19 protein-coding genes are annotated in these 19,278 nt (G+C 39.2%); 10 read left to right on the forward strand and 9 right to left on the reverse strand.

Translation table 11 applies throughout. From position 1 onward, the window contains the following. Positions 1–82: 82 nt before the first annotated feature. The 3 genes from C6H22_RS03970 to coaD are packed head-to-tail and all read right to left on the reverse strand — an operon-like array spanning position 83 to position 1,776. Positions 83–673, reverse strand: a complete 591-nt coding sequence (locus C6H22_RS03970; protein ID WP_104694040.1) for a ComF family protein — start codon at positions 671–673, stop codon at positions 83–85. A gap of 2 nt (positions 674–675) precedes the next feature. Next, positions 676–1,287, reverse strand: coding sequence for a dTMP kinase (tmk, locus tag C6H22_RS03975; RefSeq protein WP_233707023.1), 612 nt, complete (start codon positions 1,285–1,287; stop codon positions 676–678). Positions 1,288–1,296: 9 nt separating this feature from the next. Continuing rightward, positions 1,297–1,776 (reverse strand): pantetheine-phosphate adenylyltransferase, encoded by a 480-nt coding sequence (gene coaD / locus C6H22_RS03980; RefSeq protein ID WP_104694041.1) that lies wholly within the window; start codon positions 1,774–1,776, stop codon positions 1,297–1,299. A 216-nt stretch (positions 1,777–1,992) separates the two neighbouring features. Here coaD and pheS point away from each other — a divergent pair, with 216 nt between their 5' ends. From pheS to panC, 6 genes are read left to right on the forward strand one after another with little or no spacing between them, the layout of a single operon-like run. Further along, positions 1,993–2,943 (forward strand): phenylalanine--tRNA ligase subunit alpha, encoded by a 951-nt coding sequence (pheS, locus tag C6H22_RS03985; protein ID WP_233707027.1) that lies wholly within the window; start codon positions 1,993–1,995, stop codon positions 2,941–2,943. Beyond that, entirely contained in the window at positions 2,944–5,334 is a 2,391-nt protein-coding gene (gene pheT / locus C6H22_RS03990) for a phenylalanine--tRNA ligase subunit beta (protein ID WP_104694042.1), read from the forward strand. A gap of 1 nt (position 5,335) precedes the next feature. Continuing rightward, positions 5,336–6,655 carry a 3-phosphoshikimate 1-carboxyvinyltransferase gene (gene aroA / locus C6H22_RS03995; RefSeq protein WP_104694043.1) on the forward strand — a complete coding sequence of 440 codons (1,320 nt, stop codon included), beginning with the start codon at positions 5,336–5,338 and terminating at the stop codon, positions 6,653–6,655. 12 nt (positions 6,656–6,667) lie between these two features. Continuing rightward, on the forward strand, positions 6,668–7,642 hold the full coding sequence (locus C6H22_RS04000) for an asparaginase (RefSeq protein ID WP_104694044.1): 975 nt from the start codon (positions 6,668–6,670) through the stop codon (positions 7,640–7,642). 18 nt (positions 7,643–7,660) lie between these two features. Continuing rightward, positions 7,661–8,482, forward strand: a complete 822-nt coding sequence (locus tag C6H22_RS04005) for a 4-hydroxy-3-methylbut-2-enyl diphosphate reductase (protein ID WP_104694045.1) — start codon at positions 7,661–7,663, stop codon at positions 8,480–8,482. Between the two features lie 8 nt (positions 8,483–8,490). Further along, positions 8,491–9,336, forward strand: coding sequence for a pantoate--beta-alanine ligase (gene panC, locus C6H22_RS04010; protein WP_104694046.1), 846 nt, complete (start codon positions 8,491–8,493; stop codon positions 9,334–9,336). Here panC and hypF read toward each other — a convergent pair. Beyond that, positions 9,333–11,687, reverse strand: coding sequence for a carbamoyltransferase HypF (hypF, locus tag C6H22_RS04015; protein WP_104694047.1), 2,355 nt, complete (start codon positions 11,685–11,687; stop codon positions 9,333–9,335). The genes panC and hypF overlap by 4 nt on opposite strands. A gap of 83 nt (positions 11,688–11,770) precedes the next feature. Here hypF and C6H22_RS04020 point away from each other — a divergent pair, with 83 nt between their 5' ends. Together C6H22_RS04020 and C6H22_RS04025 are read left to right on the forward strand one after the other, a co-directional pair. Continuing rightward, on the forward strand, positions 11,771–12,364 hold the full coding sequence (locus tag C6H22_RS04020) for a class I SAM-dependent methyltransferase (RefSeq protein ID WP_104694048.1): 594 nt from the start codon (positions 11,771–11,773) through the stop codon (positions 12,362–12,364). Position 12,365: 1 nt separating this feature from the next. After that, positions 12,366–13,718 carry an MATE family efflux transporter gene (locus C6H22_RS04025; RefSeq protein ID WP_104694049.1) on the forward strand — a complete coding sequence of 451 codons (1,353 nt, stop codon included), beginning with the start codon at positions 12,366–12,368 and terminating at the stop codon, positions 13,716–13,718. On the opposite strand, the gene C6H22_RS04030 is transcribed toward C6H22_RS04025, so the two are convergent. From C6H22_RS04030 to recA, 5 genes are read right to left on the reverse strand one after another with little or no spacing between them, the layout of a single operon-like run. Beyond that, complete coding sequence (locus tag C6H22_RS04030) at positions 13,705–14,217, reverse strand: shikimate kinase (protein ID WP_104694050.1); 513 nt, start codon at positions 14,215–14,217, stop codon at positions 13,705–13,707. The two genes, C6H22_RS04025 and C6H22_RS04030, sit on opposite strands and share 14 nt — an antisense overlap. Then, positions 14,217–14,813: an AMIN domain-containing protein gene (locus C6H22_RS04035; protein WP_104694051.1), complete on the reverse strand. Its 597-nt coding sequence runs from the start codon at positions 14,811–14,813 to the stop codon at positions 14,217–14,219. The genes C6H22_RS04030 and C6H22_RS04035 overlap by 1 nt, the downstream gene beginning before the upstream one ends. Beyond that, on the reverse strand, positions 14,810–15,067 hold the full coding sequence (locus tag C6H22_RS04040) for a hypothetical protein (protein ID WP_104694052.1): 258 nt from the start codon (positions 15,065–15,067) through the stop codon (positions 14,810–14,812). The genes C6H22_RS04035 and C6H22_RS04040 overlap by 4 nt, the downstream gene beginning before the upstream one ends. Before the next feature lie 14 nt (positions 15,068–15,081). Beyond that, positions 15,082–16,359 (reverse strand): phosphopyruvate hydratase, encoded by a 1,278-nt coding sequence (eno, locus tag C6H22_RS04045; protein ID WP_104694053.1) that lies wholly within the window; start codon positions 16,357–16,359, stop codon positions 15,082–15,084. A gap of 24 nt (positions 16,360–16,383) precedes the next feature. Continuing rightward, positions 16,384–17,427 carry a recombinase RecA gene (recA, locus tag C6H22_RS04050; RefSeq protein ID WP_095627810.1) on the reverse strand — a complete coding sequence of 348 codons (1,044 nt, stop codon included), beginning with the start codon at positions 17,425–17,427 and terminating at the stop codon, positions 16,384–16,386. Positions 17,428–17,570: 143 nt separating this feature from the next. Here recA and C6H22_RS04055 point away from each other — a divergent pair, with 143 nt between their 5' ends. Both C6H22_RS04055 and C6H22_RS04060 read left to right on the forward strand, forming a co-directional pair. After that, positions 17,571–18,476, forward strand: a complete 906-nt coding sequence (locus C6H22_RS04055) for a menaquinone biosynthesis family protein (RefSeq protein ID WP_104694054.1) — start codon at positions 17,571–17,573, stop codon at positions 18,474–18,476. 21 nt (positions 18,477–18,497) lie between these two features. Then, a partial coding sequence (locus tag C6H22_RS04060) for a lipopolysaccharide core biosynthesis protein LpsA (protein WP_104694055.1) occupies positions 18,498–19,278 on the forward strand: 781 nt, incomplete at its 3' end.

Below are 19,278 nucleotides of genomic sequence, written 5' to 3' on the forward strand. Positions count from 1 at the left end.
TTAATAATAACTTAAATATAAGATGCATAATCGCGTTTGGCAGGTGCTTTGTGAGAGTTTATATACGAGGATTATATGGTATTTAGAGTTTAGAATCTGCGAGTGTTAGTGCAAAGAGCACACGGACATCGTGCATTGTTAGGCATTGGTATGCTTGGGTTAGCGTGAGACCAGAGGTGATAATGTCATCAAAGACAATCACTTCTTTGTGTGTGTTATGGGGTTTTGGTTTATAAAGGAAATTGCGTGGATTATTTTGGCGAAACGCCAAATTTTTACCAGCATAGCTTATGGGGTTTTGGGCAATGAGTGTGCCATATTGTGGGTGTAATGTCTTGTTGGAAGCCTTGCAGAATTCTTTGACAATGATTGCAGTGTGCGCATAAAAGCCACGAGGGATATCATCTAAGCCTATGGCAATGGTTTGTGAGTGCAGGGAGGCTTTGGCAAAAAAATATTGTGCACAATGTCGCGCCAAATGTGCCAAAACGCGTGATCCAAAATGGTGATATTTGCTATAAAGTAGCGGTGCGATATCACTTAGTCTAAAAAAACTATAGACTTTAAGTCCGCATTCAAGCACTCTTGAAGTAGGGCGTATAGGGAGTGAATATAGGCATTTTTTGCAAATAGGTTTTAGGCTAAGATTCTCACACACAAGACATCGCATCATTACTAAAGCGAGTTAATCTCACGCACAATTGTTTGCGTGATTCGTTCTCGAGGCAGGGTAGCATCTAGTGTGAGTGTGCGTATTTCTAGTAATGCACAAAATCTTTGCAGTCTTTCTTGAATCTCAAGCATATAGGCAATACCACGCTCTTCAATTTTGTCGTGCGTTTTTTGCCCCAATCTTACCCTTAGGCTTGCCTCATTAAGAGACAAAAGAATGCATAAATGCGGTTTTATGCCTCTCATGCTTGCGTGATTATACGCAACGGCTTGAGGGATATCTTTTGCATAAGCAATGCCAGAGATTAAACTCCGATCAGAGATGATGAGTTTTTGAGAATCTAAGTTGGGTTTTAGCACTTCGTGGTAGTGTTGGGCGCGATCTGCCAAAAATAAGAAAAATTCACAAAAACTATCGAGATTAGGCGTGTGTAAAGTCATCTCTCGTATATGTTGTCCTGTTTTGCTACCACCGGGTTCTTTGGTGACAATAGCTTGAGGATAATGGTTGCTAAGAGCCTCAATTTGTGTGCTTTTGCCAGAAGTATCAATACCTTCTATCACAACATATATACCATTTTTTGGGGTTGAGAATGAGAGATTTTGTGGGTGCATAGATATTCCTTATCTTGTGTGTGCTTGGATATACTCACACACGGCTTGTGGCACCATATGAGAGATTTGCCCTTTATGGATAATAATAGATCGCACTACAGAAGAGCTAATGAAAGCATTTTGGAGGCTTGGCATAAAATACATGGTATCAAGATCGGGGTTTAAGGAGGTATTAGCATATCCTAACTGGAGTTCGTATTCAAAATCACTCACCGCCCTAAGTCCTCGTATGAGCACATTTGATTTTTTTGATTTTGCAAATTCTGCTAACAAACAATCAAATCCCTCCACCTCTACATTGGGCATAGAATCTAGCGCGATTCGTATCATTTCAAGGCGTTGAGTAAGGCTAAACATTGGGTGCTTAGTTTGATTTTTTGCTACAGCAACAATAACCCTATCAAAGATTCCAACACAACGCTTGATAATGTCTAAATGTCCATTGGTAATTGGATCAAATGTTCCCGGATATATGGCTATTTTATACATAAACGATGACCTCACATTGGTATATAAAAATCCAAAAAACACTTTATTGTAATACAAGAGTGCTTAAAGCTTAGAATCTAAGCATAGCCAAAAAGTTTTAAATAAAGTTTTGTGTGTTACAATTGCGACTTATTTTACAAGCAAGGGTGAAGCGTGTTAGCAGAGATTGAAAAGCTAGATAATCAAATACAGCAGAGTTTTGATACGATCAAAACAATGGAGCAGTTGGAAACTTTTCGTATCCACATGATAGGCAAAAAAGGCAAGCTTACTACATGTTTTAGCGCATTACGGGATTTCGATGAAGCGAGTAAAAAAAGCGTAGCCCAAAAACTTAATACATTAAAAAGCACATTTGAAACACTCTATGAAGAAAAAAAGCAGATTCTAACGACTTTAGAGTTAAATGCAAAGCTTGAGCAAGAATACATTGATGTATCGCTTTTTAACACTCTGCATTCTCGATCGTTGGGACATCCTATCACACAAGTGTTAGATAGAATTATTGATTATTTTGTTAATATGAGTTTTTCTATCCAAAGTGGTCCTTTGGTTGAAGATGATTTTCATAATTTTGAAGCATTGAATCTACCCAAATTTCACCCAGCTAGGGATATGCAAGATACTTTTTATTTCAAAGATTCTTTTTTGCTTCGCACACATACTTCACCAGTGCAGATTCGCACTATGGAATCTCATTCTTTACCTATTCGCGTAATAGCACCAGGTAGCGTGTTTCGTAGGGATTATGATTTGACGCATTCACCAATGTTTCATCAAGTTGAGGGACTTGTGGTTGATGAGGCAGGAAAGATTAGCTTTGCAAATCTCAAATTTATTTTAGAGGATTTTTTGCGTTATATTTTTGGCGATGTGCGTGTGCGTTTTCGTGCGAGTTTCTTTCCTTTTACAGAGCCAAGCGCAGAAGTAGATATTTCGTGTGTTTTTTGCGATGGAGCAGGGTGTAGAGTGTGCTCTCACACAGGTTGGCTTGAGGTGTTAGGCTGTGGTGTGGTGCATAGCAACGTTTTTAGGGCTGTGGGCTATGAAAATGTTAGTGGATATGCATTTGGTTTGGGTGTGGAACGCTTTGCTATGTTACTGCATAGAGTGAATGATTTGCGGAGTTTTTTTGAAACAGATTTAAGAGTACTGGAGCAGTTTTAGATGATTATCACTAAGCATTTGTTATCAAAGTTTGTCGATATTAGCGCGATTTCTCTTCAAGAGCTTTGCGCAAAACTTAATGATATTGGGTTAGAGGTTGAGGGTGTTACGCATATAGAGATTCCACACAAGGTCGTTGTTGGAAAGGTGCTGACTAAAACTCTTCATCCAAATGCGGATAAGCTCAGTGTGTGTGAAGTTGATGTAGGATCTCAAGTGCTACAAATTGTGTGTGGTGCCAAAAATGTTGCTAAAGATCAATTTGTCGCAGTAGCACTAGAGGGTTGTGTGGTGCGTAATGCCAAGGGTGAAGAGTTAGAAATCAAACGCACAATGTTGCGCGATGTAGAAAGTTGCGGAATGATTTGTTCAAGCACAGAGCTTGGCTTACCAAAAATCAATGATGGTATTATGGTGCTTGATAAGAGTGCTGGAATCCTTACCTTAGGCAAGGAATTGCGAGGATTGGAGCTTTTTGACAATTATGTCATTGAAGTATCCATTACTCCTAATAGAGGCGATTGCCTTAGTGTTCTTGGGATTGCAAGAGATATTAGTGCGTGTTTTGATTTGCGCCTAAAACCCATTAATGATGCGGATAATATTCTAAGCATAGGACTTGGGCGTGTACTTGGTGTATTTACCGAAAATACATTGTATTCACATTTGTTGTATCGGATTATTGAGATAAGAGAGCTTTGCCCATCTGTATCGATGTCATTAATTCTTGCCTATACGGACGCGCTTAAAGATAATGTGATTCAAAATTTCTTGGAATATGCCACATATATGACAGGGGTGATTTTGAATGCTTATCGTTTGGATGAATGTCGGTTGCGTGGGGCAGACACAAATTCCCTCCAAGCACAGCTTTCTATCAAAAAAGATAAATCTGGTATAGAAGTTGTGTGTGCACAAGATAAGATTCTCTCCCAAATAGGCATAACTTGTGATGAAATTACTTGCGATATAAAATCTGAGATTTTGATTTTGGAGGCAAGCTATGTGCCACCACTTGTGATTTCAGAAATTATCCATGATAAGAAGCCAGAATGCAAACCTTCACTTACCTACAGAAGCACTCGTGGGAGCAATCCTAATCTTGATCAAGGTATGAACTTTTTGTGTCAATGTATGTTAGAGTGCGGTGATGTGTTATTGTATTCAGGCACGCACAATATTACCCGCCATGAGCAAGAACATAAGATTAAGACCACTTTTCAAACCATTAACCAAATCATTGGCAATACGCTTAGCCCAGAGGAAATGACTGAAACCCTAAAACGCTTAAATTTTGAGATTGATGTCACTTGTGATGAAAATTTCTTTATGGTGACAGTGCCAAATTATCGCCACGATATTGCAGATATGCAGGATTTGGCTGAAGAAATTTTACGCCTTTATGGGATAGATTCTATTCGTGCTAAGCCATTGGCTTTTAGAGAGAATCTTGCGCTTAATACGCATTATAGATTCTATGCATATCGTAGGAATTTGGCTCATTCACTATTGGCGCAGGGACTTTATGAGTGTATTCATTATGTGTTTGCTTCTTCAAAAGATTTAGAGGAATATGGTTTTGTACATATAGATTCTGAACTTGGACTCTTAAATCCTATTGTGTCCGAGCTTGATACACTACGCACGAGTCTTATTCCGCATATGATCACTAGCACAAGGCGTAATCTTAATTTGGGATATAAAAGTATCGGATTTTTTGAAATAGGTGCTGTGTATACCCAAAAGCGTGAAGAAAGCCAACGCCTTAATGTCTTTGTCTGTGGGGAAAGAGAAGGGGAGCATTATCCATATCCTAAAGGTGTGAAGTGGGATATTTTTAGTTTTAGTGCGCTTATTAAGAATACTATTGGTGAGTTTAGCTTACAAAATGCCTCTACACACCCACACAAAACACAAAATTTCGCTAAATTTGGTTTTTGTGGTGAGCCCCATATTTTGCACCCATTTCAAAGTGGTTTTGTCTATAAGGGCGGTGAGTGTATAGGATTTATTGCAAAACTTCATCCAAAGCTTGGTTTAGGAGATGGTTTTGTGTGTGAGATTGCGCTAGATTCTACACTGCAGCATCTCACTCATGCTAAGGAATTTTCAAAATACCAAAAATCCCAGCGTGATCTCACCGTGCTTATAGATTCTAAGATTCCGTTTTATCACATTAGAGAAGCACTGCTTAAGGCTAATATTCCTCACTTATTAACTCTTTACCCTATGGATATTTTTACCCAAGATCTAGATTCACAAGTTGCGCTTAGCATACGGCTTGTGTTGCAGTCTATGACAAAAACACTTCAAGAGCAAGATTTACTAGAGGCTACACAACATGCACTAGCGGTGCTAGAGCAAGAATTTGGTGCAAGGCTTAAGGTATAATATGCGCATCACAAAAATTGATAAGACACATACATTTTCAAGCGTCATTAATACGATTGCAGCGGATAAATCTATCTCTCATCGTTGCGCGATTTTCTCACTTTTGTGTGATGGGGTGTGTGAGGTAGAAAATTATCTTTTGGGTGAAGATACACTTCATACGCTTAAGATTGCTTGTCAGTTGGGGTTAGAGGTTGAACACATATCATCTGATTGTATGCGTTTTATCCCACCAAAAAATGGTATTGTTGAGCCAAGTGATGTGCTTGATTGTGGCAATGCAGGTACAGGTATGCGTTTATATGCAGGACTTTTGGCTGGGGTGCAAGGCTATTTTGTGCTAAGCGGCGATGTGTATCTCAACAAACGCCCAATGAAGCGTATTATCGAGCCATTGACAAATATCGGTGCAAAAATTTATGGGCGTTGTCATAATTCTTTGGCGCCATTAAGTATTATTGGTAGGGAATTGCAAGGTTTTTCTTATATGAGCAACATCGCTTCAGCACAGGTAAAAAGCGCTATGATTCTTGCAGGACTTTATAGCAATACACACAATACATTTAGCGAACCACTATTAAGCCGAGATCATACCGAGCGTATGCTAGGAGGTATGGGTGTGGAGTTTATGACATATCACGATTCAAATGGTATACATATAAGTTTTGATCCGCTTCCAAAGGGCAAGAAACTCCATGCGTTTAAAATGCGTATTCCTGCTGATCCTTCTAGTGCCTTTTATTTTGCGTTAGCAGCGTGTATTGTGCCAGATTCTCATGTCGTGCTAGAAAATGTTTTGCTCAATCCTACGCGCATAGAAGCCTTTGAGATTCTCAAAAAAATGGGCGCAAAGATTTCTTACACACGCAAAGATTCACAATATGAGGACGTAGGCGATATTGAAGTGCGCTATGCACCGCTTAGCGCTATAGAGGTTGTGCATAATATTGCGTGGCTTATTGATGAAATTCCAGCGCTTAGTGTTGCATTTGCGTGTGCAAAGGGAAAAAGTGTTGTGCGCAATGCCAAAGAATTGCGTGTCAAAGAATCTGATAGAATCGCAACAACTATTGAGGGCTTGCGTGCTATGGGCATAGAGTGTGAGGAATTTGAAGATGGTTTTAGCGTGCAAGGCGGAGAGTTAAAAAGCGCAAGTGTGGATTCGCGAGGCGATCACAGAATTGCGATGAGTTTTGCAATAGCAGGGCTTATGTGCGGTGTGGAGATACGAGATAGTGCGTGTATTGATGTGTCATTTCCAAACTTTTTAGAGATTCTTTTGCAATTTACGCGCGTAGAATCTACGCAAACACATCCTTAAGCGTATTTTGTAATGATCGCGATCTTGGGCATGGGTGGGACAATCGCAGGGGTCGCTCATGCTAAGATTCATAATACAGGATATAAGGCAGGAGCACTTAGCGTTCAAACACTTTTAGAGGCTTTGCCAGAGATAGACAGCGTTGCTGAATGTATGTGTGAGCAAATTGCTAATATCGATAGTGCCGATATGAGTGATGTGTTGTGGTTAAAATTAGCACATCGTGTCAATACGCTTTTGGCACAAGAGGATATTGAGGGCATAGTCATCACGCACGGAAGTGATACCATGGAAGAGAGTGCGTTTTTTTTGCATTTAGTAACTAGGAGCGATAAGCCTATTGTTTTTACGGGAGCTATGCGTCCAAATACTGCCTTGAGTGCTGATGGTATAAAGAATCTCTATAGTGCTGTTGTAGTTGCAAAGGATACATATGCCAAACATAGAGGCGTGATGATCGTGATGAATGAGAGGATTCAGAGTGCACGCTATGTGAGCAAAACCCACACACATAATCTCGATGCTTTCTCTTGTCCAAATACTGGTGATTTGGGATATGTGATAGATGATAGAGCATATTTTTATAATCCACCTTTTGCTACACACAAGATGCAATTTTGCCTTGATACAATCACCCAACTTCCAAAGGTTGATATTTTGTATTCATATGCTAATGATGGATCGGCAGTGGCTGCAAAGGCGTTGTATGAGCATGGGACACAAGGGATTGTAATAGCAGGAAGTGGCGCGGGAAATATACACCACTCTCATAAGGCAATGTTACAAACTCTCATACAACAGGGTTTAGTTGTGGTGCAAAGCACGAGAGTAGGTTCTGGGGTTGTGCGAGTGAGTGAGCAAGATTGTGCACTTGGGTTTGTTGGTGCGTGTGACCTTAATCCGCAAAAGGCTAGGGTACTTCTTGCTTTGGCATTGATACACACGCAAAGTCCCGCAGAGATAAGACAGATTTTTGAACATATTTAATACAGAAAGGATTGCAGTATGGAAGTGAGATTAGCAAAGAATTATGGATTTTGTTTTGGTGTCAAACGCGCGATAAAAATCGCACAAGATTACAAAGATTCTATTACACTAGGACCGCTTATTCACAATGCCAAGGAGATTGCGCGTTTAAAACGAGATTTTAATGTGGATTTGAGTGAAGATTTGGAGAATCTAGAATCTGGTAGGAAGCTTATTGTTCGCACACATGGTATTCCCAAAAAAGATCTCCAAAGATTGCAAGATCAACACTTTGAGGTAATTGATGCGACTTGCCCATTTGTGCGAAAACCACAAATGATAGTCGAAGAGATGAGCAAAGAGGGCTATCAAATCATTGTGTTTGGAGATAAGGAACACCCTGAAGTAAAAGGTGTAGTGAGTTATGCACAAAATGGCGCACATATCATCGCTGGGCTAGAGGATTTGGAGTTTTTGAAATTACACAAAAAAATCACTCTTATTTCTCAAACAACTAAACAACCAGAAATTTTTGCAAAGATTGCGGGATATTTGAGTATGCGTGTGGCTGAAGTGCGAGTATTTAACACGATTTGTAACGCAACATTTGATAACCAAAGTGCAGCAGATTCACTAAGTAAGGAAGTGGATATTATGATTGTAGTTGGGGGCAAAAATTCTTCAAATACCAAACAGCTTTTATATATTTGTGAGAAAAATTGCGCAAGTTATCTCATAGAAGATGAACAAGAATTACAAAAAGAATGGTTTAAGGACAAGAAGGTTTGTGGTATTACAGCGGGTGCAAGCACACCAGATTGGATTATTGCTAAGGTTTGGCAAGAAATTATGAACTATTAGGAGAGGATATGCAAGTTTTACAGAGCATAGAGGCACTGAAGGCATTTAGAGAGAATCTAGGCACACAAAGTGTTGGGCTTGTGCCGACTATGGGTGCACTGCATAAGGGGCATATGAGCCTAATTCATCAATCTTGCACACAAAACACACATACAATTGTCAGTATTTTTGTCAATCCTACGCAGTTTGGAGTAAATGAAGATTTTAGTGCATATCCGCGCACATTAGAGCAGGATTTGGCATTGTGTGAGAGTTTAGGAGTAAGCGGAGTGTTTATCCCAAGCATAAATGAGATGTATCCAAGTGCCGATGAGCTTACGATATTACCACCTAAGATGATGGGGTATGTGTTGGAGGGTTTTGATAGACCAACGCATTTTGGGGGAGTGTTGCAGGTGGTATTAAAACTTTTTATGCTTGTGCGACCTCAAAAAGCTTATTTTGGCAAAAAAGATGCCCAACAAGTGCTTATCGTGCAAAAAATGTTGCAAGATTGGCATTTACCACTTGAAGTTATAGCATGTCCTATCGTGCGTGATGATGATGGATTAGCATTTAGTTCGCGAAATGTGTATTTAAGCCCACAAGAACGTGCTCAAGCATTTTGTATCCCCAAGACTATACAATGTATAGAATCTGCCATATCCCAAGGCGTGTATGAAGTGCAAGAACTTCATACACTTGTGCACAAAACCCTAGATTCTAGCAAGTCTCTTGTGCCGATGCATATTTTTTATACGTATTTTTGTGATTATAATCTTGCACCAATTGAAAAGATCCGCAAGGGAGAAAGCCTATTTTTACTTGCCGTGCGAGTTGGTAAGACAAGGCTTTTGGATAATCTTTGGTGTTAGTGGGTTGTGCGTGCGAGTGTAGCCAGAATCTGTCCAAAGCTAATGGCTGTATCATTGCTCGGGTATTGTGTGGGGAATTGTGCCTTAAAGCCATTTTTGGCTAGAAGTGAGGTAATTTTTTCACACAAACTTTTATTTGCAAAAACTCCACCGCCAAAAAATATTTCTTTTGAATCTGTTGTATGTTTTTGCGCTATGGCGAGTGCTATATGGCTTAGAGTATTAAAAAATTTTGTAACGATATACTTGGTGGAAAGTTTTTTGGCTATATCATCACAAAGTGCGTTGATAATTTCTCGTATCCCTAGATGTAAAGAACCTCTCCATATGATTGGATAATACTCTTTGGTGCGACTTTTGCACAGAGATTCTAAGGTTGCACCACATTGTCCATCATAAGTGGCATTTTGGCAAACACCCAAAAGATATGCCACACCATCAAAAAGCCTTCCTATGGAGCTTGTGCGTATGGTATTGAGGTTTTTTGCATGCATAAGGTTTAGGGTTTGTAATTCGTGTGTGCTGAAATTATGTGCTATGAGTTCTATATGTTTTGGTGCGAATTCTATAAGCAAGGCGAGAGCTATGCGCCGTATATCTGTGATAGCTTTTTCTCCACCAAGAAGACTAAATTCCTCTATGCTCACAACTCTTTTTGCATGATAAAGATTGCCTACAAAAACCTCTCCACCCCAAATATGTCCATCGCTTCCTAATCCTGTGCCATCCCATATAATGCCAAGATGTTGGGTGCTATTAGTGCTATGCCCATACTCGCCTAGTAATGCACAAAAATGCGCATAATGGTGCTGGACATAACACATATTTGCTTCTTTGAACCAAAGTTTAGAATGTTTAGAAACCTTGTTTGTATGTATAGATTGTGCAATCTCTTTTGCAAGTGCGCTAGAAGCGTATTGTGGGTGCATATCACACACATAGAATGTAAAATCTTTAACCTCTAACCCAAAAAATCCCAAAAGTGATTTAAGTGTATGGGTGTAGTGCTGTTGGGTAGCGAGGTTTGTAAGATCCCCAAGATATGGTGATAATAATGTATAACTCCCATCGGTTATACAAAAACTTGCCTTTTGGTTTGCACCAAATGCGAGAATTTTTGTAGGTGTGAATGGGGTGTGGAGTTTGTGTGTTTTTGGTGCAAAACCTCTAGCAAGGCGCAAGATTCTTGGTTTATTGGCTATGAAGCGCACAATGCTATCATCAATGCGATGCGTGATAGCACGATTATAGCTTAAGAGTGCATCGTGTGGTTTTTGTGGGATTGTCATAAGCTCTTTTGCTTGTATTGCAATGGGTGCACCACTTTGATTAGCGCTTGTAAAAATCAGTGGAGTTTGCAAGGCAGCACAAATAAGGTGCATAATGCCACTATAAGGCAATACAACGCCTATAGTATCTAATTGTGGTGCAATGAGGTGCAAACAAGTAGAATCTAACACGCAACCTTGTGCAAGATTTTTGCGTTTTGCAAGAAGCACAATCGGTGCTTGCGGACTTGATAGAATCTTGGATTGTGCGTTGGAGCAAAGCGCAAAGGTGCGAATTTGTTGTATATCCTTGCACATTATCACAAAGGGTTTATAGGGTCTATTTTTTCGCTTTCTTAGTGTGTGTAAGGCATTTGGCATATTTGCCTTGGCGACAAGAGCATATCCACCAATGCCTTTGATAGCGACAATTTCTCCGCGATTGAGTGCTTGGATTGTAGAATCTAGTGCAGCCTCATTGTAGGTTGTGTTCTCAAAGTTTAGCTGTATGCCACAAAGATTGCATGAAATGGGTTGTGCATGAAAGCGCCTATTACGTGGATTATGATAGTCTTTGGCACAAGATTCACAGAATCTAAATACAGACATTGTGCTATTTTGTCGTTCATAAGGTAGGGTGTAGAGCATACTATATCTTGCACCACATTGTGTGCAAGCACAAAAGGCATAGTTGGAAAATCGCCCATTGCTTTGCATATCTGCATAGCATTGTTCACACATAGCCAGATCTAGAGGTATCTCTAGCGCAAGTGGTGTGTTTGTATGCGTGTGGGGTAGAGTGTGAGATTGTACATAAAGGATAGAAAAGTCTTTGTAAGGGGTTTGTGGTGTGTATATTGTGTGGGTGATTGAAGTAATTTTGGCAGGTTTTGGAATGTGGCGTAAATGAGCAAGAAATATGGCGAGTTCTTGGCGTGTGATTTCATAAAGACATATTTCTACACACGTAGAGGTATTACATACAGAGCCTTTAAGATTCATAGTATGCGCGAGGTTATATACAAATGGGCGAAACCCCACACCTTGAATAATGCCAAAAACTTTTATGAGATAACTTTTCATAGGGGAATTATAATATTTTAATAGGCTTTTTGTGTGTAAGTGCGTATAATTTTATTTTTAGTCTTTAAGAATTGGAATGTGTTATGCAAGAAGATGCGATTCGTTGGAATAAGCGCCACAGCGATGGTTTTATGCCAAAACAATCAAGTGATATTTTACACACATATCAGCCTTTGTTAGAATCTTATACACAAAAAGGAAGCACAAAAGCACTTGATATAGCTTGTGGTAATGGGCGTAATGCGAAGTTTTTAGCAGCACTGGGATTTGAGGTTTTGGGCGTGGATATTTCACAAGTGGCATTAGATTCCCTTCAGGGAATAGAGCGCATTGATACATTATGCGCGGATTTGGATAGCTTTGATATTGCTAAGCAAATATATGATGTGGTGCTCAATTTTTATTTTTTGGATCGGAGACTTTTTGCTGGGATTAAAGATGGAGTAAAAAGTGGAGGGCTTGTGATATTTGAAACATTTTGTGCTCTGCCAAAAATCTATGATAAGGATATTTTTTGTGAATTTAATGAACAAAGAAGTCTTAAACACGCAGAATTACAAAAAGTATTTAGGGGGTGGAAAATTATCTATAATGCACTAAATCCTTTATATAGAAGCGTGAGTGAATCTGCCAAGGGCGTGTATCTCACGCAAACTTTTATCGCACAAAAGCCCTAAAATGTCAAAATTTTCGCTTCACCATAAGCTTATAAAGATTTTTTCTATTGCCCTGCCAAGTGGCGCTAATTCACTGCTTGATATGGCAAATATAACGATTGGTATGTATTTTATTGCGGATTTTTCCAAAGAACATATGATCGCACTTAATGTGGGTATGAGCTATATGATGATGCTTTTTGCAATCACGGCGATTTTTTTTATTGGGACAAGTGCACAAGTGTCTCGAGCCTATGGAGCCAAAGATTATCAACGCCTAAAAAGCATAATGGGCAATAATTTTCTTATCACGCTTTTTGTGTCTATTCCGCTTTTGATTGTGGCATTTATGGGTGGTGAGTTGTATTTGGATTGGATGGGTAATGGTGTAAGTGGCGAGACAAAACTCTTGGGTATGGAATATTTGGGAATTGTGGTGTTTGGAATTCCTGCCTTGATGATAAAAACAATTTGTATAGCCGGACTTTCTGCACTTGGTGATACCAAACGCATAATGTATATTAAATGCATCACCACTACGCTAAATATCATACTCAATTATGTATTTATTTTTGGTTTTGATTTTGGGATTTTTACGCTAGATTCATTAGGTATTTTTGGCGCAGGATTATGTAATGTGTGTATTACCTATCTTGAAGCATTGCTTCTTTTTGGTGTAATTTATATGCGCAAAAAAGTTATAGGCTTTACTTTTGTGTTACGCTTAGAGTATAGTAAAACAACATTTAGCGTTGGAATTCCTGCTGGTATCGAACGCTTTTTGACACTTTTTAGCCTTGTTTTGACACAAAAATTTATGAGTGATTATGGTGCTGATGTCATTGCAGGATTCCAAATAGGATCTAAGGTTGAAGCATTTATCCTTGCGTTTGGCTTTGGGTTTCAAGTTGCAGCTATGGCGCTTGTGGGACAGAGTTTGGGTAGAAAGCGTATGGATTTGGCATATGATTTTTTACACACACTTTTGTTGTATGCAAGTATTATGATGGGAATTTTGGGGCTTATGATTTGTGTGTTTGGCGTGGAATTATCTAGAATCTTTAACACCCAAGAAGCGGTATTGCGTGCGAGTTTGTATTATCTTATTGCAGTGGGCTTCTCTCAAGTGCCACTAGTGATTATTTTTTGCCTTGATGGAGCACTGCGTGGGGTAGGTGCGACTAAACTTTCTCTTATGATCAATGCTATGAGTATTTGGGTATTGCGGATTATACCGATGTATATATGTGTGCTTTATCAAGGCGATGTGCGCTTTGTGTTTGGTATGATTTTTGTGGAGACATATTTACGCGCATTGATTTTTTGGATTATTTTTAAGAGTAGGGTTTGGGAGAAATTTATCAAGCGTTTTTAGAAATGCTAGAGGCATTATGGTGTGTAAGAATCTCTGTAAGAATCTCTGGAATGTCGTTGTTGGCATTAATAGTGTGATGTGCTACTTTGGTATAGAGATTCTGACGCTCAAGATAGAGTGCTTTGACTTGTGCTTGGTCACTAAAAAGAGGGCGTTTGTTACGTTGTTGGTGATCAAGTCGTGCAAGGATCGTTTCAAAATCACTTTGTAAATAATAAATCTCTCCTAAGGTGTTTATGTTATTAAAGATTGGCATTCCTCCGCCTGTAGCAATGATAGCATTAGATACATTAGCACTAAGCCACCCAATGACTTGAGATTCTAACTCGCGAAATTTCTGCTCACCATATTGCGCAAAAATTTCAGGAATATGTTGATTGTATGTCGTTTGGATAAGTGAATCTGTATCGAGTAAAAATCGCCCAATTTTTTGTGCGAGAGCTGAACCTATCGTGGTTTTGCCACTGCCCATAAAGCCTATAAGCACAATGTTTGACATTATTTAAACTCCAACATATAACCATCGCGTTGCGCATTAATGTCATAGGCATATTGTCCATCGAGTTCAAGCGAGATTCGATAAAAATTTTCGTGGCTAGAAAATACGACTTGTTTTATGTATTTTTTGTCTAGGATTTGTGTTTGATTGATGGCTTTATCCATACCTTCAAAATCTAAGACAATGCGGTAAGGGTTTGGCAAAATAAAGTGTCGCACATTTGGGTATTGGGTAGTGATAAAGATTGTATTATTATCAAAAATAAGCTCAAAGTCTCCGAATTTAAGGCGTTTTTCACCAGTATATTTTTTGCCTATAGCCTTCTGTGTAAGTTCTAGTGGATAATGCCAATCAATGTTTTGGTATATTTGAAGTTCTTTGGTTGATATGGTGCCATCGATATTTTGGTATGTGATGTTCACTTTTTGTAGCACACGCGCGGTAGATGGCAAAGCAATTTCTATATCTTGAAAAAATTCTTTTTTTGGTTTTCTTTGATTATGCTGTTCTTCTTTTGGGGTGATAGAGGGCTCAAAAGGATCTTCTCTAGCAATGAGGATACCCCAGCATATAAGCAGTGCAATGATGTATTTCATTTTGGTTCTAACCCCTTAAGCTCAAAAATATCTTTTTGAATCTTCGCATTTTGCTTTTGGAGCAAATCGACTTCTTGGAGTAATTTTTCTTGCTGTTTGCGCAAACTTAGTAGCGTGTGGAGTGAGGCATTCCCAAAGAGTAGGAATGTGCTATAAGACAAAAGCACCATCAACACCGAAGAAATGACAAGAAATGTTTTATTAATCTGCATCCATCGCTTGAATCTCGAGGGCTGTTGATAGAGCTCTTGCATACCCATTCTTTGTATTATTTCTTAAAGAGTTGTGTGCCTAAATACTCGCTATTAGAAAGTTTAGATTCTATTTCTAAGAGGCGATTGTATTTTGCAATCCTTTCACTTCTAGCTGTAGATCCTGTTTTTATTTCACCAGTATTAAGCGCAATAGCAAAATCCGCAATAAAGTTATCTTCACTTTCTCCGCTTCTATGACTCATAATGCATTTATAAGCATTGCGTTGTGCGAGTCGCACCGCCTGCATGGTTTGTGTGATAGTACCTATTTGGTTAGGTTTTATCAAAATAGCATTAGCGATATTTTTTTCAATTCCTTGTGCGAGAATCTTTTTGTTAGTTACAAATAAATCGTCGCCTACAAGCTGAATCTTATTTCCAAGTCGTTGTGTGAGATAACTCCACCCCTCCCAATCATCTTCACTCAAGCCATCTTCGATAGAAACAATAGGATATTTTTGCACCATTTCCTCATAATATGCCACAAGTTCTTGCGAAGTTAGTTTGCGCCCTTCTCCTGCAAGATGATACATACCGCTTTCATCGATAAGTTCGCTACTAGCGACATCAAGAGCGATAGCAATCTCATCACCAGGTTTATATCCTGCTTTTTCTATGGCTTGGAGGATAATTTCAATAGGTTGTGTATTGCTTGTAAGATTAGGTGCAAAACCTCCTTCATCACCGATACTTGTGATGTGATTTTGCTCATTAAGAATCTTTTTGAGATATTGATACACTTCCGCACTAGCACGTAGTGCCTCACTAAAACTATCAAAGCCTAATGGCATAATCATATATTCTTGAAAATCTACCGTGTTATCAGCGTGGCTACCACCATTGATGATATTCAGCATAGGCACAGGCAATACAAGTGCATTTGCGCCACCTAAATAACGATAAAGCGGTATATGGAGGCTTTTTGCTGCTGCACGAGCAGTCGCCATAGAAACACCAAGCGTGGCGTTAGCACCAAGTTTAGAGAAATTTTGTGTGCCATCTAGATCTTTAAGTGTTGCATCAATTAGTCCTTGATCGTATGGACTAGCACCTACTAAGGCTTCACATATGCTAAGATCAACATTTTCACAAGCTTTTAAGACCCCTTTACCTAAAAAGCGATTTTTGTCGCCATCGCGTAATTCTAGCGCTTCTCTTTTACCTGTGCTTGCACCACTTGGGACGATAGCACTTTCTTTTGTGCCATCATTTAATTCTACAATTGCCTTAATGGTTGGGTTACCTCGTGAATCTAGCACCTCTTGTGAATAAATCTTGCTAATACGCACCATATTTGCTCCTCTTTGTTAGATTTTTTAGAGTTCCTCTTCCTCTGGCTCATCAGGAAGTGGCAAAATTTCATCTTTTATGCCAATTTGCTCACGGATCTTGTTTGTAATTTCTTGGGCAATTGTTGGGTTTTCTTTTAAAAACACTTTTGCATTTTCGCGCCCTTGCCCAAGCTTCATATCGCCATAAGAAAGCCATGCTCCGCTTTTATCAATGATGTCAAGCTTGATACCATAATCAATAATTTCACCCTCTTTGCTAATGCCCTCACCAAACATAATATCAAATTCCGCTTCCCTAAATGGCGGTGCCACTTTGTTTTTGACCACCTTTGCTTTTGCGCGATTACCGATATTTTGTTCATTTTGTTTGAGAGTGGCAATGCGTCGTATGTCTATGCGCACACTCGCATAAAATTTGAGGGCATTACCACCTGTGGTTGTTTCTGGACTCCCATAGCCCATCATTCCAATTTTCATACGAATTTGATTGATAAAAATAAGTGTGGCATTCATCTTGTGTAAAACACCTGTGATTTTGCGTAGCGCGTGGCTCATAAGCCTCGCTTGTAAGCCTACATGTTGATCGCCCATATCACCATCAATTTCTGCTTTTGGTGTGAGGGCTGCCACAGAATCTATAACGATAAGATCTACTGCTCCACTGCGTGTAAGTGTCTCTAGGATTTCGAGTGCTTGTTCGCCATTATCTGGTTGAGAGACAAGGAGATTTTGTGTATCTACACCAAGATTTTTTGCATAATACACATCTAGTGCGTGTTCTGCATCGATAAATGCTGCAATGCCACCATTTCTTTGGCATTCTGCCACAATTTGTAATGCTAGTGTCGTTTTACCACTAGATTCAGGACCATAGATTTCTATAATTCTGCCCTTTGGCACACCACCTATGCCAAGCGCCATATCAAGCCCTAGTGAGCCTGTAGAGATTGCATCGATTTTTTCTACTTGTTTATCCCCAAGTCGCACAAGCGCACCCTTACCAAATGCCTTATCAATCTGCTTGAGTGCAAGCTCGATGGCTTTTTGCCGTTTTTCATCTATCGCCATTCTTATCCTTGTTGTAAAAGTGATTTTAAATCTTGGGATTGTATCTTATAAGTTTGAAAAATATCTTTAAAAACCCAAACAAATTTTTAAAGCGATTTTTGTTACAATGTCCATGACACAAAAGATTTAAGGATATTATAGTGATGAAACACCCACAATCTATACCGCAATATTTATTTAGCAAAAAGCGACATCTTAGTGTCGCACATAGCCCCGATGCTGATGATTTATTTATGTATTATGCGATCAATTTTGGTTGGGTGGATTCTACACAAGTGGAATTTAGTGCGTGTGCTGAAGATATACAGACGCTCAATGAAGCAACCCTGCAAGGTGAGTATGATATTAGCGCGATTTCTTTTGGATTGTATCCGCTTGTTTGTGAGGATTATGCACTATTGCGGACAGGTGTGAGTTTTGGGAATGGCTATGGACCAAAGCTTATTAAAAAACGCACTACTACACTAAAAAGAGACTTCAAGGTTGCGCTAAGTGGTGCACATACGACAAATGCCTTACTTTTCGAGCTTGCATATCCACATGCACGCATTGTCTATAAAAATTTTCTTGAGATAGAATCTAGTGTATTAAGTGGCGAGGTGCAAGCGGGTGTGCTTATCCACGAATCTATTTTGGGCTATGATGAAAGTTTGGTTGTTGAAGCAGAATTGTGGGATATTTGGTGTGATCTCAATAAACACGATTTACCTTTACCCTTGGGTGGTATGGCATTGCGTCGATCACTACCCCTTACTATCGCACTAGAGTGTGAATCTATGCTTACTAAGGCGGTGGAAATAGCTGTGCATAATAAAGCATTGCTTTCGCAAATGCTTTTAGAACGCAATCTTATTAGGGTAGATTCTGCTAAGCTTGAGACATATCTTAATCTCTATGCAAATACAGATTCTATCACACTAAATCCCGTGCAGATTCAAGCTATTGATATGTTGTTTAAGCTTGGATTTGAGGCAGGGTTTTATCCCAATCTCATATATGCCACACAACATATGTTACCCCAAGAATATCTTGCACAACGATTTTCTTAAAATACATTAAGAAGGATTTTTATGGCATCGCAATTTGTCTATAACCTCTCGAGTCTTGTAAAAATTCTTACACCCAGTGTGCTTACGCGCGTAAGAGCAGAATCTAGGATTACAAAGTTTTTGGCGAGCTTAGATTCTAAGGCATATGAGGGATTTGCGTTGCAACTTGGGTTATATCATCGCGTGTGCACACCTTTTACTATCACTCCTCTTAGTGATACAGTCCAAAGCACCTATGAGCGACTTGGCACATATCCACCGCATTACGGAAGCATCAAAGAAAGCTATAAGTGGCGGCGTTTTAGCACATACCATTATGATATGCGATCATATGCGCGGTATTTTGATGAGAATCTTAAAGTGTATTATGGGTTTGGCGATGTGAATTATTATTTCACACAACCAAGCATTACCAAATCGCGACCCATTAGTGAATCTAATCAAAATTCTATTGTATTAAAGCTTGAGCAAAATAGGCATTTTACCTTTATCAAAGATCCTTATACATTTTCAGAAAAACAAGATCGTATTTTCTTTCGTGGAGCGTGTTATCAAGAGCATAGATCAAGATTTTTAGAGCAATTTTTTGACGCACCATTTTGTGATATCGGACACACGGGTAGTAAGTCTGTGCATACACAATACCTAAAACCCAGAGTATCCATCGCTAAGCATTTGCCTTATAAATTTCTTTTAAGTTTAGAGGGTAATGATGTGGCGAGTAACCTAAAATGGGTGCTTAGTAGCAATTCTTTGTGTATGATGCCACGCCCAAAATACGAAACATGGTTTATGGAATCTA

This window comes from Helicobacter equorum, assembly GCF_900198655.1.
GTDB classification, from domain to species: domain Bacteria; phylum Campylobacterota; class Campylobacteria; order Campylobacterales; family Helicobacteraceae; genus Helicobacter_F; species Helicobacter_F equorum.